This is a genomic window from Rhodonellum sp. (assembly GCF_030656585.1).
Classification (GTDB): Bacteria; Bacteroidota; Bacteroidia; order Cytophagales; family Cyclobacteriaceae; genus Rhodonellum; species Rhodonellum psychrophilum.
In genome coordinates, this window is the sequence record NZ_JAUSPP010000059.1 from 1 (window position 1) to 17,369 (window position 17,369).

At 41.1% G+C, this 17,369-nt stretch carries 17 protein-coding genes; 9 read left to right on the plus strand and 8 right to left on the minus strand.

The window, feature by feature from the left end; translation table 11 throughout:
- From Q7J63_RS14015 to Q7J63_RS14040, 6 genes are all read right to left on the minus strand, one after another.
- Positions 1-813: peptidylprolyl isomerase (locus Q7J63_RS14015; protein ID WP_304887012.1), on the minus strand; the 813-nt coding region annotated here is incomplete at its 3' end.
- On the minus strand, positions 806-1,708 hold the full coding sequence (locus tag Q7J63_RS14020; protein ID WP_304887014.1) for a peptidylprolyl isomerase: 903 nt from the start codon (positions 1,706-1,708) through the stop codon (positions 806-808). The genes Q7J63_RS14015 and Q7J63_RS14020, both read right to left, overlap by 8 nt.
- The gene (locus Q7J63_RS14025; protein WP_304887016.1) at positions 1,662-3,668 is read right to left on the minus strand and encodes a peptidylprolyl isomerase; all 2,007 of its coding nucleotides are present in this window, start codon (positions 3,666-3,668) and stop codon (positions 1,662-1,664) included. Before Q7J63_RS14025 ends, Q7J63_RS14020 begins: the two co-directional genes overlap by 47 nt.
- Before the next feature lie 92 nt (positions 3,669-3,760).
- Positions 3,761-4,177 carry an ATP-binding protein gene (locus Q7J63_RS14030; RefSeq protein ID WP_026333484.1) on the minus strand — a complete coding sequence of 139 codons (417 nt, stop codon included), beginning with the start codon at positions 4,175-4,177 and terminating at the stop codon, positions 3,761-3,763.
- Entirely contained in the window at positions 4,167-4,511 is a 345-nt protein-coding gene (locus Q7J63_RS14035; RefSeq protein WP_304887019.1) for an STAS domain-containing protein, read from the minus strand. The genes Q7J63_RS14030 and Q7J63_RS14035 overlap by 11 nt, the downstream gene beginning before the upstream one ends.
- A gap of 30 nt (positions 4,512-4,541) precedes the next feature.
- A complete protein-coding gene (locus Q7J63_RS14040; RefSeq protein ID WP_304887021.1) occupies positions 4,542-6,431 on the minus strand; it encodes a PP2C family protein-serine/threonine phosphatase in 1,890 nt (629 codons plus the stop codon).
- Between the two features lies 1 nt (position 6,432).
- Between Q7J63_RS14040 and Q7J63_RS14045 the strand changes: the two genes are divergently transcribed.
- Entirely contained in the window at positions 6,433-6,624 is a 192-nt protein-coding gene (locus tag Q7J63_RS14045) for a hypothetical protein (RefSeq protein WP_304887023.1), read from the plus strand.
- Between the two features lie 77 nt (positions 6,625-6,701).
- Complete coding sequence (locus Q7J63_RS14050; protein WP_019596600.1) at positions 6,702-7,421, plus strand: DUF4197 domain-containing protein; 720 nt, start codon at positions 6,702-6,704, stop codon at positions 7,419-7,421.
- A 4-nt stretch (positions 7,422-7,425) separates the two neighbouring features.
- Here Q7J63_RS14050 and Q7J63_RS14055 read toward each other — a convergent pair whose 3' ends face one another.
- Positions 7,426-7,740, minus strand: a complete 315-nt coding sequence (locus Q7J63_RS14055; protein WP_304887025.1) for a DUF721 domain-containing protein — start codon at positions 7,738-7,740, stop codon at positions 7,426-7,428.
- 24 nt (positions 7,741-7,764) lie between these two features.
- Positions 7,765-8,892: a radical SAM family heme chaperone HemW gene (gene hemW / locus Q7J63_RS14060; protein WP_304887026.1), complete on the minus strand. Its 1,128-nt coding sequence runs from the start codon at positions 8,890-8,892 to the stop codon at positions 7,765-7,767.
- Positions 8,893-8,949: 57 nt separating this feature from the next.
- Here hemW and Q7J63_RS14065 point away from each other — a divergent pair, with 57 nt between their 5' ends.
- The 7 genes from Q7J63_RS14065 to gldM all read left to right on the plus strand — a co-directional run bounded on the left by Q7J63_RS14065 (position 8,950) and on the right by gldM (position 17,359).
- Complete coding sequence (locus Q7J63_RS14065; RefSeq protein WP_304887202.1) at positions 8,950-10,665, plus strand: POTRA domain-containing protein; 1,716 nt, start codon at positions 8,950-8,952, stop codon at positions 10,663-10,665.
- 3 nt (positions 10,666-10,668) lie between these two features.
- Positions 10,669-11,790, plus strand: a complete 1,122-nt coding sequence (locus tag Q7J63_RS14070; RefSeq protein WP_304887028.1) for a DUF4271 domain-containing protein — start codon at positions 10,669-10,671, stop codon at positions 11,788-11,790.
- A gap of 38 nt (positions 11,791-11,828) precedes the next feature.
- Complete coding sequence (locus tag Q7J63_RS14075; RefSeq protein WP_019596605.1) at positions 11,829-12,605, plus strand: uroporphyrinogen-III synthase; 777 nt, start codon at positions 11,829-11,831, stop codon at positions 12,603-12,605.
- Between the two features lie 76 nt (positions 12,606-12,681).
- A complete protein-coding gene (locus tag Q7J63_RS14080; RefSeq protein WP_304887030.1) occupies positions 12,682-13,653 on the plus strand; it encodes a type IX secretion system membrane protein PorP/SprF in 972 nt (323 codons plus the stop codon).
- A 123-nt stretch (positions 13,654-13,776) separates the two neighbouring features.
- Positions 13,777-14,871, plus strand: a complete 1,095-nt coding sequence (gene gldK, locus Q7J63_RS14085) for a gliding motility lipoprotein GldK (RefSeq protein WP_019596607.1) — start codon at positions 13,777-13,779, stop codon at positions 14,869-14,871.
- A 45-nt stretch (positions 14,872-14,916) separates the two neighbouring features.
- Complete coding sequence (gene gldL / locus Q7J63_RS14090; RefSeq protein ID WP_019596608.1) at positions 14,917-15,717, plus strand: gliding motility protein GldL; 801 nt, start codon at positions 14,917-14,919, stop codon at positions 15,715-15,717.
- 40 nt (positions 15,718-15,757) lie between these two features.
- Complete coding sequence (gene gldM / locus Q7J63_RS14095; protein ID WP_022582277.1) at positions 15,758-17,359, plus strand: gliding motility protein GldM; 1,602 nt, start codon at positions 15,758-15,760, stop codon at positions 17,357-17,359.
- Positions 17,360-17,369: the final 10 nt, after the last annotated feature.

The following is a 17,369-nucleotide window of genomic DNA, read 5'->3' on the forward strand; positions in this document are numbered from 1 at the left end:
CTTCAATAAAAGGGAAGTTGCCTCATATTCGGGAGCAAGTTCCCCTCTTCTGAAGAAACCCAATTCTCCCCCCTGAATGGCCGAGGCGGGATCTTGGGAGTATTGTTTGGCAAGCGTGGCGAAATCACTTTCTCCAGTGCCAATCATCCTTTTGAATTCGAGCATTTGTTTGACAATGTCATTTTTTACCTCTCTACTGACTTCGGGTTTTTTCACAATCTGCCCCACGGTTACTTCTGCAGAGAAAAACGGAAGGGAATCCCTTTGGATGGAATTGAAGAATTTCCTCACTTCAGCCGGAGATACAGCCAGACCTTGCGTGATTTTCCCCTGCATTTTTTGCACGGTCAACTGTTCTCTTAGCGCCTCCTCGATTTCTTTTTTCAATTGTTCTCCGGTTTTACCATAAATCTCAACTAGGGTTCCTTCGTCTCCCCCGAATTGCTGCATGACCATGGCAAATCTCTGGTCAGCTTGAATGATTACTTCAGCATCGGTTACCATGACCGAATCGATTTCCGCTTTGGCCATCATCAGCTTGTTGATCATCAAGGATTCGAATACCTCGCACCTTGTGGGTACTGGGAAACCTTCCTGAGACTGTCCTTGGGCTTCTAGGAATGCTTTTTGAAGATCCGATTCCAGGATGATGTAATTGTCAACTTTTGCGATGATCTTGTCCACCACCTGACCCGAAGTGGGCGTAGGTGTTGCGGGTTTGGCTGTCGCAGTAGTGTCTTGACCCTGTGCAAATGAAATTTCCTGCGCAAAGAACATCAGGAAAATTATCAGCAATCCATTTATCTTAGTCATATAATCTAATCTCATTGTTTTCAAGTGCTCGGTTGTAAATTTCTTTTTGGAGCGCATCGATTAAAGATACCCTTTTTTTATTGATCAGGATTTTGGAAATCTCATCTTTGACAAAGTCCAGTGGTGGAATTTGATCTTGCAATTTGTATTCCAATATTTTGAAGTAATAACGATAATCCTCATCGTCTACCTTTATCAATGAATTCTGCTTCAAGAGTTGCACCTTATTGTTATTGGAGACAAGGGGGGTGTTGATGATAATATCTTCAAATCTGACCCAGGTGGAGTCTTCAAGAAAGTAATTGACAGCATCCTTGAGTGCGATTTTTCTAACGTCCTCTACGGATTTGTTTCCGGAAAGCAATTTTTCAAGTTCCCGGTTTTGGCTGTTTCCTTTTTCCATCTTGAGGAAATTTGTCCGCACGATGATTTCCCGCAGGGTGAAATTTTTTTGATTGGCTGCGTAATACTCCTCTATTTCCTGCGGACTGATTTCTTGGTCTATTTTGGAGTTCACATAGGCTTTTTCATACTCATAGACCATTAGGGCATATTTGTAATCCAGGAGCTTTCTGTTGATTTCCGCCTCATCAAATTCCATGGATTTACCTGCCTCTCGAATCATCAGTTGTTTTTTGATCCAAGATTGGACATAGCGGTTGGCCATTTCCATGCTGTCTTCTGCAGTTGAACTTTCTGTTTTCACGAAGGAAAGCTCCGATTTTCTAAGGTGTTGGTTGGCCACTGTGGCCACGATGGGATCTGATTCGTCCAGTTCTTCCTGTGATTTGAATTTGAAAAGGTCACAGGAAGTGACGCTGATCCCAATGGTAACAAACAGCAGGAAATTACCTATTGACCACAGTTTCGAAAACCCTTTGTTTTTCGTCCTCATTGATCCTGATGATATAATTTTTTTTCAATATCCTGACCATGTCTTTTTCCAGATATTCCTGGAAATCCTGAATGACTTTCCCTCTGGTCTCCTCAAATTTTTTGGGCCCAGCAGGAACTTTCTCCCCGAGGACCAGAAAAACCACCTTTCCGTCTATTTTCAAATCTTGAAAAGTTTTAGTCGGATCGGCTTTTTTCAAGACGGGATGTGCCTCCAATTCGTAAATTCCTTCCTCCATTGTAAATGCCAAAGGATCTTTGTCCAAGAAGGTGTTTTCAAGTCTGTCCTGAAGATTGGGGAGCAATTTTTTGTCGGAAAGGAATTTTTTGACGGCTGGAGCCGACTCATCCTTGCCCATTTTGACGATCAGGGCATTTACCCGTTCTTTCCATTGATACCTTTCGATGTTTTCTGCGAAGAAATTTTGTTGGCCTAAGCTGTCCTCCAATGCTTTTTGCCAAACTTTCTCATTCATCAAAGAAAACAACAAGATGCCATCCCTGTATTCCTTGATCAGGAGCCTGTAGTCGTCATTGTTGGCCAAAAGATCGGCTTCTTCTGCTTCATTGAGGCTCACTTCAATAAACTTATCAAACCAAGACTTGAAGTATCCCTCTCCTGTGATGCGTACGTTTTGGCGGTCTGCTTTGGTAAAACCGAAAAAATCAGCAACCGTTTTGGGTTTGGCGTTAATCGTGAAAAGCGCGCTGTCCAGCAATTGTTTTTGCGAGACAATTTCCTGAATATTGTTTTTTTGATTTTCAGTATACACCTTTTTCACTTCCTCGATAAGCGCTTCATTTTCGACAAAGCCGAATTTTGATTTTTGCATCGCCAATACTTGGGATTGGATTAAGCCGGACCGGCTATCGCGTAAGATTTTTGACTTGATGGCAGCTTCCATCTCCTCATAGGGTGCAATGGGCTTTTTATCTTCAAGGCGAATGATGTGAAAGCCATAAAGTGTTTTTACTGGAGGAGAAATTTCACCTTCTTCCGTCAGGGCAAAGGCAACTCTCTCAAAATCGGGAAGTACTGCTCCTACACCAATCCAAGGCAGGTTTCCGCCAGTATTTTTGGTCCCCAAATCCTCCGAATAGGCCTGGCAAACTTCTTCCCAGATACTTTCGGGTTTTTGCAATTCGGTGTAGATGTCACCGATTTTGCGCAAGGCTCTTTCTTCGGAAACAGGGTCGCCAGCTTGGGTTCTTACCAGAATATGGGAGACCTTGATTTCACCAGGATTTGGTTTTCTATCTTCGAGTTTGATGATATGATATCCAAAATTGGTCAAAACCGGGGAGGAGATTTCCCCTGGATTGAGGGAAAATGCGGCATCCTCAAATTGGTACACCATCTGCAAAGCAGTGAAATAACCCAAACTGCCTTTGTTTTCTTTGGCCGAGGGGTCATCCGAGTATTTGGCCGCCAATTCATTGAAATCAGCACCTGCCTCCGCTTCCTTTTTTAGTTTTTCGGCCATGCGGAAAACAGCAATGGAATCTTCTCTGCTTGCATTGTTTGGGAATTGGAGCAAGATGTGGCTGGCTTTCACGACCTCCTGCATCCTGTTGTAGGCTTTCATCAATTCGCCTTCTTGGAGAGAATTTTTGATTAAAAAAGGTTTGATCAAGTCTTCCTTGAACATTTCAAATTCCCTATCAAATTCCTCAACCTTATCCAAGCCGAGGTTTTCGGCTTCTTTCACTTTTAGCTTGAAATTGATGAAAAGGGCTAGATTTTTTTCAAACTCTTCTGAGGTAAGCTTCTCATCCATTGTCTGAAACTCTCGGCTTTTGGAGAGAATGTGCAAAAATTCCTCTGAAAATACTTCCTCGTTTCCAATGATTAAAAGTGGCTTTGGTGTATTGTCTTGTAGGGTCTCTTGTGGAATTAGAGCTTTGGGGCTACAGGAAAAGACGAAAACCAGTATAACAATACATAAATGTTTGACGCTCATATTTAGTGACATGCCGAAAATGATACTGCAATGTTACAAATTAAAATGTAGAAATATTGGGCCAGAATGGAGAAAGAAGCAATTATTAACAATTATTTGGATTTTAGGTTCTTGAATAATCGACAGGTGTTTTCTGTTTCCGAAGATTCAAATTCGATTTTATCCATGATTTTTTTCACCAAAATAATACCCAATCCTCCCTTTCTTTTTTCTTTGATGACACGGGACAATTCAGGCTCTTTGTATTCCAAAAGGTTGAAGGCAACACCATAATCCTTTATTTCGAAAATCAAGCCTTCCTCGCTTTGTCTGGCGGAGAGTTCTATAAATTCAGTGGAATTACAGTCATGGGAATGGATGATGAGATTGGCGCACACTTCCTCGACGGCGAGGGTGACTTGGTGCTGTTCGATCTCTGGTAGTGGGGTAGTGATCAGAAAGTCGTTCAAAAACAATCTTAGCTCCGCAAGTTGTTGCGTATCACAATATAGTCTTAACTTATTTTGCATAAACGACTTCCAGCGCCTCCTCTTTAGTTTCTTTGATGTTGATCAATTGATCAAGGCCCAGAATGTGAAACACCTGTTGGACTTTATCACTCAAGCCAAAAATCACCAATACGATTTCTTTTTCTTCGAATTCTTCCAAATAGGACATGAAAACGCCAAGTCCGGCAGAGGATATGTATTCGAGTCCAGTTCCGTCAACAAGGATGCTTTTGGCATCTTCCTGGACCAATGTCTGGATAGCATCATCCAGTTCCACTGAATTGCTGGCATCCACTTCTCCAATCAATTGGAGGATGACACTTTTCTGGACAATTGTTTTTTCGATCCTTAACATGGTTTCTTATACGCTATTGAAATGCTTAAGTTATTGGTTGAAACGAATTACCATTACTGAATAATCATCATCGATAATTGCATTGTCACCTATAAACTCAAAAACACCCTGAATGATTTTTTCATTTATTATTTTTGCGGATTGGGTATGATTGGCTTTTACCAAAGCCTTCAATCTGTCGTAGCCAAACTCCTGTCCATTTCCGTCTTTGGCCTCCAAAATCCCATCGGTGTACATCACCAAGAGGTCATCTTTTTCATAATGGATTTCGTTTTCGTGGACATAATTTTCATAAAGCTTATTTCTGACAATCCCCAAACCCATTCCCCCAACACGTAAAAATTCACAGGAATCGGTGCTGGCATCAAAAAACAAAGTTGGGCAATGACCCGCTCTCGAAAAGTAGATGTTTTTGTTCTTGGTATCCAGGATATAATAAGTGGTGGTAATGAAATGGTTTTTTTCGAGGCATTTGCTCAGTGCGGTGTTGGCCTTGATCAAGAATTCGCCGGGACTGGGATCGATCTGGACCAGGCTGTGGAAGATGCCTTTCATTTGGGACATGTTGAACGCCGCAGACGTTCCCTTGCCCGAGACATCACCAATGATTACCGCAAAACGATGCGTATCGATTTGATGGGTATCATAATAATCACCACCAACTTCATCCGCGGCTTCGGAAAAGCCAAAGATCTCGAAGGTCTCATCATGGTTGAGTTGAGAAGGAAGTAGACTCCGCTGTACCTGTTGGGCTATTTTCAATTCCTCCTTGTACCGTTCGTTTTTGATGGCCTCATTGAGTAGCCTTGAGTTTTCGACGGAGATACAAGCCTGGCCGACAAAGGTGGATATGATGTTGATCATTTCCTTGTTGAACCCATCCTTTACTTCCTTTGCCAGGAAAATCCTGCCCATTGTTTCCTTATTGACCACCAGTGGAATGACCATGGCAGACTTGAATTTTGGATGCGGAATTTTACCATAAAAAACCTTTCTTTCATTCCCTTGATCCTGCCAGTTGAATTCCAAGAAAGGTTTTGCCATGTTGATCATCTCGTAGAGCTCTCTTCTTTCTTTGTTTTTCACAAACCGCTGATGGATAAAATGGGACTTATGGTCTTGTCTCAATTCAAGCCAAGCGGCATCGACATAGGCTGCACTCATGCACGAATCCACAAGAATGTCCAATACCTGGCTTTCATTTTCCCCTGGTTTGATGGATTGGCTTAGCCGCTGGAAGTTGATCACCTCCAAGAGTTTTTGTTCAAACACAGAGGAAGTCGGCAGGTTGAAAAACGTCACCAGGAAACTGAAAAGCGAGTAGATAAAGACGAATCCAAACAGCGAAAGGAGAAAGAGATTGTCCGTCAGGTTTACCAAGATATCTGCACTTTCACTGTAGGAAAGCAACTGGAAAAAGAGAAAACTGGTACAGAGCAGTATGATGCCCAAAAACAGGATCGATTTCCATTTCTCCTTGAAAGTCAGATAAGGAATCCACTTCAGGTTGGCGGAAAGACTGGTGCCAAAGATCAAGAGAAAAAACAATCCAAAAAGAAAGCTGTAATCAAGCGTGTTTTTGTTGAAAAATATGAAAAACATACTGATCAACAGGGTGATTTCAAATGCTTGCCATTGTTGGACAACCTTCTTGTTTTTTTGGTAAAGGATCAGATGCCGCCATAACAGCGTGCTTGAAATGAGAAATAAGGTGATAAAGGCAAAATTGACATGGTAGAAAAAATTAAACAGCAGGGGATCAGTCGCCAGCCTGCTTTCGCCGAGAAGATAATAAAAAAACATGATAAACAAAGAAACTGCGGTTGCCAAAATGCCGGTGGTGGCTCCCCGCCAAATCATATCCAGAAAATTGTTGTTCTCGCTTTTTTGGATGGAGTCATTGTAAAAAATGTACACCATTATGAAAAAAGAAATTTCCAGAACCCAGGAAATTTCAATGGAAATACCCGAATCAATTTGGCTTAAAACGGCAAAAATCCTTGATATATCTACAAAAAGTAAGGCAAGCCAAGTTAAAATGGCAACCAATAGACTTATCTTTCCGATATTTATGCTGGGGATTTTAAACATTATTCAAAGACAAGCGCAATAATACAAAACAAACTTAATAATCCCGTTCACGTTAGCCTGATCAAATATAAATTAATGTTAAAATATTTAAAGTTTCCCATGCGAAATCCCTACCCATTCCTGATTATCATGCTGATGTTTTTTACCGCCTGTACCACCTCGGACTTGAACAAAGTGCTGCAGGGTGTGGGCGGGCAATTGCCACTTTCACAACAGGAAGTCGCCGGAGGTTTAAAAGAAGCCTTGGTACAAGGCATCCAAAATGGAGCAGATAGGGCTTCCCAGACAGATGGTTTTTTCAAGAATGACCTGATTAAAATTCTACTGCCTGAAGATGCCCAAAGAGTAGAGAACACCCTGAGGCAGTTGGGACTTGGAGCAGAGGTGGACCGCGCCCTATTGGCCATCAATCGTGGTGCAGAAAGTGCCGCTAAAGAAGCCAAGCCTTTGTTTATCAATGCCATCAAACAGATGACCATCCAGGATGCATTTGCCATTCTTAAAGGTGAACCTGATGCTGCCTCTCAATACCTGAGGAGATCAACCGAAACCCAATTGATTGCCTTGTTTCAACCGAAAATCCAAGAGGCCTTGAATGAAGTTGGTGCAACCAAATATTACGGTGATTTGGCCAATGGCTATAATTCCCTTCCCTTGACCAGCAGGAAAATAAATCCAGATCTAAAAGAATATGTGACCGAAAGGGCCATTGATGGGCTTTTTAAATTGGTCATGGAAGAAGAAAGGAAAATCCGGGAAAATCCATTGGAAAGGTCGACGGCTTTGATGAAAAAAGTGTTTGCCGCCCAAGACAAGTAATTCACTACAAAAAAACCAATTCTTCTATCACACCTTTGCCAAACTGTTTTTCGATCAGGTCCATGACTTTGGACCTGTTCATGATCAGCTCTTTCTTGACAGGTCCGGAGGTGAGTTTGACAAAGAGTTTCTTTTCCTTGATATAAATCGAGCTGGTCCTGCTGGCGATGGTTTGACCAATGATTTCTGGCCAAGCTTGAATGATGCGCCTTTCGTCAAATTTATCCTTGAGTCTGTAGGCTTTCAGCAATTCCTCAATCGCATCTTTCAGAGGGGCTATCTCTTTTTTCCTTCCCGTAAAATCCTTGTGTTTTTCCATCCTTGGCTCAAAAGTAAATGGAATTTATGATATAAAAAGAGAAGCGGCAATACTATCGGCCAGGAGTTTTCCCCTTCTTGTCAGTACGAGATGATTTTTTAAATTCTCGACCAAACCTTCTTCCGTCAGTTTATTGAGGATCTCCTGATTTACCTTTAGGAGATCCAAGTCGAACCTTTCTGTGATGTAAGCAAGGTCAGTGCCCCAAATGGTTCGGATCGAGGTGAGGATATATTCATTCAGAAGGTCCATTGGGATCATTGAATCTACCTCAAACACAGGTTGATTCTGCTGTAAGTTTTTGATGTAATGGGCATTGTGTGCCCGATTGGATCCACGGTCCTGTCCATCAAAGGAGTGTGCGCTTGGTCCGATCCCGAGATAGGGGATTGCCTTCCAGTAATTGGTGTTGTGGAGTGCGAATGCTTCCTCCCGTGCAAAATTGGATATTTCATACTGAATGTATCCAGATTGGTCCATTGTGTCTTGAAGGATTTCGAATTGCCCGGCAGCAAAATCCTCCGAGGCAGGCTGGAAAATCCCTTTTTTTGTCCAATTCCCCAAGGCTGTCTTTGGCTCCACAGTCAGGCAATAGCTGCTGATATGTCCAGGGTCCTGGCCAAGTGCGATTTCCAAATCCTTCTTCCATATCTGGTGGTCGGGGGAAGGAAATCCATAAATAAGGTCAACGGAGAGTTTTTGAAACCCTGCCTGTTTTGCCAGCGCAATTGCATGCATTGATTCCTTGGCATTGTGTGCCCGGTTGTAGAATTTGAGGATCTGCTCATCGAAACTTTGGATGCCGATACTCAGCCTGTCGAAACCCAATGCCTTCAATTCCAGTAGTTTTGAGGGTTGAAGGTCATCAGGGTTGGCTTCAAGGGTCATTTCTTTCAAGGCCAAAGAATAATGCTTCGCAATCACTTCCAAAATTTGATCCATCTGAGCCAGCGAAAGCAGCGATGGCGTACCCCCTCCGAAATAAATGGTTTTAATCGGGTTTTCGGAAGGGAGATAGTTTTTTCTTAGGATCAATTCCTTGCAGATCATGTCCACCATTTCCTGCATTTGGGAAGCATTGGTGCTGAAATGAAAGTCACAGTAGTGACAAGCCTGTTTACAATAGGGGATGTGAATGTAGATACCGGACAATTTATTTACTTTTAGCCACACAAAGATAACCAAACTAAAGCGCTGACATTGAAACAAGTGGTATTTTTCCTGATATTTTTCCTTTCGCTTCTGGGGCAGCAGGCTTTTTCGCAGGAGAAGAAATGGCTCCAACTGGAGCTCTCCGGAGGAATCACCCAGCGGCAAATCCTTGCCTTTGAGGATACATTGGGCTTGGTGAATTATGTGAAAAGCCGATACCAAGAGATCGCATTGTTGGGATATCTGAATCCTTTGGCAATGCCTCAGTCTTCCTCTTCGGACACATTGTCTCTCCATATCCAAACCGGTGAGCGGTTTGAATGGCTGCATCTCGGGAGGGGAAATGTGGACCCGCTGCTGTGGGTAAAATCCGGGATTGATGTCAAACAATTCCAGAACAAGCCTTTTGAATATGAGGAGGTGGCCAAAGTTTTCGCAGTGCTTTTGAGGGAATCGGAAAATTCAGGGTTTCCATTTTCCTCCATCAAATTGGACAGTATCCAAAGGGCGGGGAAGGGTTTTTCGGCCTCTCTAAACCTTGATCCTGGGCCTTTCATAGCCTTTGATTCATTGCGCATCACGGGCAATTCCAAGATCAACCCCACCTATTTATCCAAGTTGCTCCAGATCCGTCCGGGGGATCCTTTTTCCCAAAAAAAAGTGGATCAAGGCATCGGTCAAATTAAGAATCTTCCCTATCTACGATGGGAGGGAGAGCCAGAATTGAGTTTTCAAAACGAGGAGGCGATACTTTATCTTCCCCTAAATGATCGCCGGATGAATACTTTGGATGGCATCATCGGCTTTCTTCCCAATGAAATCGAAAATAACAAGTTACTGGTCACCGGACAATTTGACCTTGCCCTCTACAATGTCGGTGGAAGAGGTCGGAATTATCAACTCAATTGGCAACGCCTCAGCCAATACTCTCAAAATCTAAAAGTCTCTGGGATAGAACCGCTCATATTGGGGTCGATGCTGGATATAAAGGCCTCTTTTTATCTTCTAAAGGAAGATACTACTTTTTTGAATCGTGATTTCAGGGTGGATTTGGGTTATCGGCCCAGTGCTAATGGCTACCTGAGTTTCTTTTATAGAAGACAAGCTGGGGATTTGTTGGCGGTTTCGGATTTGGGTCAAATCACAACATTGCCTGAATTTTTGGATTTCAGATTCAATAATTATGGGGTCCAATATGAATTGTTTCTTTTGGATGATGTTTTCCAGGCAAGAAGAGGGTTTTACGGACAGTTTGAATTTGGGGTGGGGAACAAGTCCATTTTACAAAACACAGGCATACCCCAAAGCGTCTATGAAGGCTTGGACGCAAAAACGGTACAGTATTTTGTCAAAGGTGCTTTGAAAAAATATTTTTATCTCAATCAGAATTTTGGTGCATTTACTGGATTATCTGCTGGGATGATGGACAGCAAGAATCTTTTTGGCAACGATCTATATCGATTGGGAGGTTTGAAATCCATCAGAGGCTTCAATGAAAATTATTTTTTCGCGCAAAACTATATCTATTTCAATGTGGAGCCGAGATTTTATTTTGATACCTATTCTTATTTTCTGATTTTTGCAGACTTGGGAAGACTGGGAAACAATGTCCAGGGTTTTCCGGCGGATTACCCAGTATCTACAGGAGTTGGCATCAGCTTGGAAACCGGAAGCGGGATTTTCAACTTCATCTATGCCCTAGGGAAATCCAATGCACAGGAGTTTGTGCTCAATTTCTCAAAAATTCACTTTGGGTACACCGGAAGGTTTTGAACTATGATTTACAATAAAAGATTATTTTTCCTTTTCACATTGATTTTTTGCCTGCATTTTGGCACTGAAGGCCAGGTGATTGAAAATTATGAAAGTAAACTTAAGACAGTAGATCAGGTTGATGGATTCCAGTTGTCAGAGATGATCCAGGTCAACTTGGATGTGAAGAATTTCCCGCTTAGTGTTTTCAAAATCAGTATTCCTGCAACCTCAACCGTTTTTTTGGATCAAAAACTTTGGTTTTACGCTGTCAGGGACACGGCATTCCGAGTCCCAAGTTCTTTTTTGAGGGAGAATTTTAAAATGGCAAATGCAGGGAATTTGGAATTGACAGTCTTCAAAAAAGAAATAGTTAAAGAGGAGGTTTCCGTAATAAAGGGGTATTTCGGGGTGGAGACTTCGGAAACCGAAGTGAGACTGGTTGACAATTTGCCCCAGAAGCGAGCAAAGACCGAGTTTTATGATTTTTACTTTCTCGCATTGATAATCGTATTGTTTTTGGTTGCGATCTATAAAATGATTTATCCACTTGTGCTGGCATCCATTATTACCCCAGTATCGGTTTTTTCAGCGGAGGATTTCTCGGAGAGCAATTCCATTCAGAAGTTTTTTTCCGTTGATGTCATTTTTTATATCCTGATCGTCAACATGCTTTTGACCCTGCTTGTGATGGCGGTGATTCAAGGGTCAGGAATTTCCAAATGGTACACCTTTGTCGATGGAGACCTGAACCAGCTCTTTTTAAATTGGCTGCTCGTCACCTTGATCTTATTTGGAGTGACCATCCTCAAATTTTTATTTTTAAGATTTTTGGCCTTTATTTTTGACCTTGGGAAATTTGAATTTTCCCATTTCTTTTATTTGTTGAGGATCATTTCCATTTTGGTTTTTCTAATGGTGGTAGTAATCGCCCTGTTTGCGTTAAATAACCCGGTAAAAATTCCTTTTGCAATCAAATATGGCTTAACCAGCTTCTTCTGGGTTTATGTATTCGGTATTTTCATGTTATTTATCATAATGATGAAAAGAGTTTCGTTTAAAAAATACCATTTATTTGCTTACATTTGCACCGCAGAACTAGTCCCCTTTTTGATAATTGCAAAATTGATTCTTGGGTTGTACTGATTCTTACACAAGGTAAAATTTAGGAGAAGCGAAAGAAGATGACTAAATCTATTAAAGACAGATTCAATCCAGTGAGGAGTATATTAGTTTCACAACCAAAGCCAACGGATTTAAAATCCCCCTATTTCCAGTTGGCTGAAAAATATAAATTGAAAATTGATTTCAGACCATTCATTGTGGTGGAGCCAGTTTCAATCAAGGATTTTAGGAAGCAGAAAATAGATATCCTGAAGCATACCGCAGTTATTTTTACAAGTAGAAATGCAATTGATCATTTTTTCACGATTTGCAAAGAGCTGAAAATAGAGATGCCACCGGAAATGAAATATTTCTGTATCTCTGACCAAACCGCACACTACCTTCAAAAATACATTGTTATCAGGAAGAGAAAATTATTTGTAGGTCAAAAAACGGCTTCAGATCTTTTCGATTATTTCAAGAAGCATAAATCAGAGAAATACCTTTTCCCTTGTTCTGACATCCGAAAGGGTGAAATTCCTGATTACATGGAAAAGAACAACATTGAGTTCACGGAGGCGATTATTTATCATACCGTGTCGGCGGACCTTTCAGACCTGAGGGATATTAAATATGATGTTTTGGCGTTTTTCAGTCCCTCCGGGATCAAGTCACTTAAACAAAATTTTCCCGAGTTTGAGCAAAACAATACCAGAATCGCTGCATTTGGACCGACTACTGGCATGGCTGTAAAAGAACTCGGTCTAATCTTGGATATTGAAGCCCCCATGCCGAATGCTCCAAGCATGACTGGCGCCCTAGAGCTTTATATCAAGAAGGCGAATAATTTATTATAGCATCTTTTTAATCTTTTGTGGCCATTTTCAGTTTAAATGTGTAAAATAGAGACTTAAAAGATAAATCTTTTGATACATGGTTAAACTGAATTTTTCTCATCTTAGATTTTTCCTGATCCTTTCGGCCGGTCTTTTGTATGCTGTGCAATCCATTGCCCAGCAGGACGCGCAATTTACACAGTACATGTACAATGGCCTGTTTTACAATCCGGCATTTGCGGGAAAAGATGCAGGCTACCGATTTTCGGCTCTGCATCGGACACAGTGGTTGAATTATTCCGGAACCAACGGTCCAGCACCAGTTACTCAATTGGTAACTGCTTCGGGAACCCTGGGAGATAGAGGAATCGGATACGGCTTGACTTTTGTGAATGATAATATTGGGTTGACCAACAGCCAGGAAATCAATTTGGCGCTTGCGTATCACAGAAATATCAGAGGAGGAAAACTTAGTTTTGGAGTTAGTGGAGGGGTTTTTTCGAGCACCATTAATTTTGATGAATTCAATGTGGTCAATCCTGACCCACTTGTCCCAGATACTGGAAGTGAAACCCAGATGAATTTGAATTTTGGAGCAGGAGTGGTATTGGACAAAGGGAATTATTTTGTGGGCTTAAGTAGCAAACATCTCAATGAACCAGGATTTGATTTTGGGGATGGAGCAATCGATAACCAATTGAAAAACCATACTTATCTACTAGCAGGCTATAGGTTCAAGACTTTTGCTTTGTGGGTATTTGAACCAGTTTTTCTTTTAAAAACAGTTTCTTTCAATAATTTTTCTTACGATGTGAGCGTTATAGCAACGCATAAACAAAAAATAAGTGGGGGAATTGCATTTCGCGGCGAAGAGTCGGTATCATTATTGATAGGGTATAGCATTCTTAAGGACAACTCTTTGAAAATAGGATACGCCTTTGATTTGGTTGTGGGTGGACTTGATGCCAAATCACCTACCAGCCACGAGTTTATGTTAACGTATAATTTACCTTCTGTGTCAAGGGAATTGCAAAAAGTGATTCAGAGAACGCCAAGGTTTAGGTTTTAAAAAAAAATAATAATACCCGAAATTGATATGCAATTTGTGTTTTTCTCGGATTTTGCATTAAATTTCAGGCTCGTTAAATTTGAATTATCCTTAGTTATTTATATAACTTAATTTGTGTTGTTTATGTATACAAAAATGAACTCTAGGTTTTTACCCCTTATAGCAGGTTTTTTAGTCGCCGCTACTCTTCAAGGTTGCGGCCTTCTGGGGAAAAAAGGGTCTTCGAGTGAGAAAGACAATAGAAGGGGTGAAGTAACCGGCGTTCCAAAAAGAACCAACTGGCAACAAAACCTTCCCATCGATATGGTTGCAGTCAAAGCAGGTACTTTTTGGATGGGGCAAGCAGATGAGGACATTGGATATACCCAATCTGCATTTAACAAACAGGTTACCATCTCGGAATTTTTCATGGATAAGTATGAAGTATCCAACAACAAATACCGACAATTTTTGGAAGCGGTTAGAGCGGGGGAGTATTCTTACAGCACACCGACTACTTTAAAAGATCCACCACAATTCAATTTGGATGAGGTTATGCCAGACACTTCTGTTTGGTCTACTAGTTTTTCCTATCACTACGGAGATCCATTGATGGAATTCTATTTTGACCATCCAGCTTTTGACAATTATCCAGTTGTAGGAATCAGCTGGGAGCAAGCACAGAAATATGCGGAGTGGAGAACGTATCACATGAACGCCAACGATAAATCTGATTTTGATTTGCCGAGATTCAGGCTTCCTACAGAAGCGGAATGGGAATATGCGGCAAAAGGTGGAAAAGACATTGCCAAGTATCCATGGGGAGGTCCTTATATCAAAAACAAAAGAGGTTGCCTAATGGCTAACTTTAAACCAGGGAGAGGGAATTACATCGATGATGGATTTGCCTACACCGCCCCCATCGACGTCTTTGCACCAAATGGATTTGGCCTTTACAATATGTCTGGAAATGTTGCGGAGTGGGTACTTGATGCCTACAATCCAGTAAGTAGTGCACTTACTTGGGATTTGGATCCAATAAACCATGATCCCAACGAGCCAAGAAAAGTTGTTAGAGGTGGATCTTGGAAAGATGTGGCCCATTATTTGGAAACAAGTACAAGGACATATGAATACCAAGATGTAAAAGCTGCCCATATTGGCTTTAGAACCGCAATGACCTTTATCGGAAGATCTGGTTCAATGGATGTAAGTAATAATAGAAGAAGAAAAAGATAATTTTAAAATTTAAAACCTACCAACAACAAATCACCTTTATCACCAATGGAAAACAATAAAAATTCATTCAAGCACAAATTCTATTTTAGTATCATGCCTAAAATTTATGGTATTGGTGCATCTGTTGTTATTTTGGGAGCCATGTTCAAAATCTTGGATTGGCCATTTGCCAGTTTAATGATTGGGGTTGGTCTATCTACCGAAGCAGTCATATTTTTCCTTTCTGCATTTGAACCCAAAAGTGATGAGATTGATTGGACTAAAGTATATCCTGAATTGGCCGGTGAAGAACCTGCTGTTAGGAAATCAGTGAAAAGCGGTGGCGGTGAAAGTGTTTCACAAAAATTCGACGAAATGCTTTCCAATGCTAAAATCGGCCCGGAATTGATTGATAGTTTGGGTAAAGGAATGCAAAATCTTGCCTCTTCTGCCCAAAAGATGGGGAATTTGGCAGATGCTGCAGTTGCTACAAACGAATATGCATCGAATGTGAAAAACGCTTCAAAATCATTGGTGGAAATGAATCAGTCCTATGGCAAAACAGCTGCTGTTTTGACTGAACTTTCTGCTGCTTCTAGTGATGCCAAAGCGTATCATTCCCAAGTGTTGACTGTGACTAAGAACCTATCGGCCCTGAATGTAGTCTATGAAATGGAACTTCAGGATGCCAATAGTCATGTAAAAGCCCTCAATAAATTCTATTCCAATGTTACTTCCGCAATGGAAGGTTTGAGCGAAGCCGGTAAAGAAACCGAGGCTTTCAAAAATGAATTGGCAAAATTGAATCACAACGTGAGTTCTTTGAATAAAATATATGGTGGCATGTTATCAGCCATGAAATCATAGTCCTTTTATTAATTATTAATTAAGATTTTAGAAAAGAGCTATGGCTGGTACTAAAGAGACACCGAGGCAACGGATGATTGGAATGATGTACTTGGTGCTGACAGCATTGTTGGCACTTCAGGTAAGCAATCAAATCCTTCAGAAGTTTGTCTTGTTGAACGATGGTTTGGAAAGAACATCAAGGAATTATATTCAAAAAAATGAGTTTACAGTAACTTCTATTGAAAGTACAGTAGAATCGCAGGGAAACAATGCCAAAGATGTACCAAAAGTAGGTGCAGCAAAGGAAGTTAGGGTAATCACTTCGGAAGTGTTTTCGTATTTGGAGGATCTCAAGCAAGAATTGATAACGGTATCCAATGCAAAAAACGACCAAGGAACCTATAATAACTCCGCATTGAAAAATGTGGATGTACCTGGTAATATTTTCAATAACAATAAGAAAGGATTTGAGATGCAAGAGAAGCTGAATGCTTACCCTGCTCAAATTTCTGAGGTATTGGCAAAGATTGGGATTGACCTTACATTTGAGCCTATCGCAAAAGATGCAAAGGATATTGATTTGTTCAAAAACGATCCGGATGTCAGAGGTAAAAACTTTGTCAACCTGAATTTTGTGAAATCCCCTGTTGGAGCGGTAATGGCTTTGATCTCTCAATTTCAAAATGAGGTATTGAACATAGAAAGTGAGTCCTTATCTGAAATAACAAAATCCATCGGTTCGTTTTATTTCAAAGCGGATATTGTGGAAGCGAGAGTTGCAGCATTGTCAAACGTTGTCGCAGCAGGTACAAAATTTGAGGGAGATATGTACATCGCTTCAAGTTCTTCTACAGCCGCCCCTATCATGAGATTGGATGGTAAAGCAATCCCAGTTGAAAACGGATTTGGTAAAATTGAATTCACTGTAGCTCCAGCAGGTCAATACGATGATAGAGGTCTTGCAAAAAGAGTCCTAAAAGGTGAAATCGTAACGAATGTCGGTGGTGAAGACAAAGTTTTGCCCGTGGAATACGAATACTACGTGGCCCAACCGATTATCAAGGTTACTTCTGAAGTAGTCAATCAGCTTTACGCTGACTGTGCAAACGATCTTTCCATTGATGTTCCTGCATTGGGAAACAGTTATGCACCTGATTTTAGCATTAACAATGGTAGCATCATCAAAGGAAGCAAGCCAGGCCAAGTAACTGTAATTCCAGGGAATTCTGGGAAAACGGTCATTGGAGTAAGCAGTGGTGGAAATAAAATCGGTGATGTGAGTTATGATATCAAACCTGTTCCTGCGCCTAGTATTCGTCCTTATGACGCAAGGGGCCCGATAGATTTGAGTACCGCTTATCCAGCTCCAGGTCCTTCATCATTGATCATTGAGGCAATTGCCGAAGCGAATTTTGGAAGGACAATGGCAAGGGACTCTAATTTTGAAGTTACAGGAGGAGAGGTAATTCTCCTTAGAAATGAAGTTCCTAGAGATAAAGTTACCATCACGGGTAAGAATGTTGGGATCAGGAATCTTTTGGCCGCAGCCAAAAGCGGAGATAATCTGATTGTAAGAGTTACTGAAGTGACACGTACGAATTTCCGTGGAAACAAAATCAAGAGCAACCAATCTGAAATTATTAGGATTGCAATAAAATAATTGATCAAGA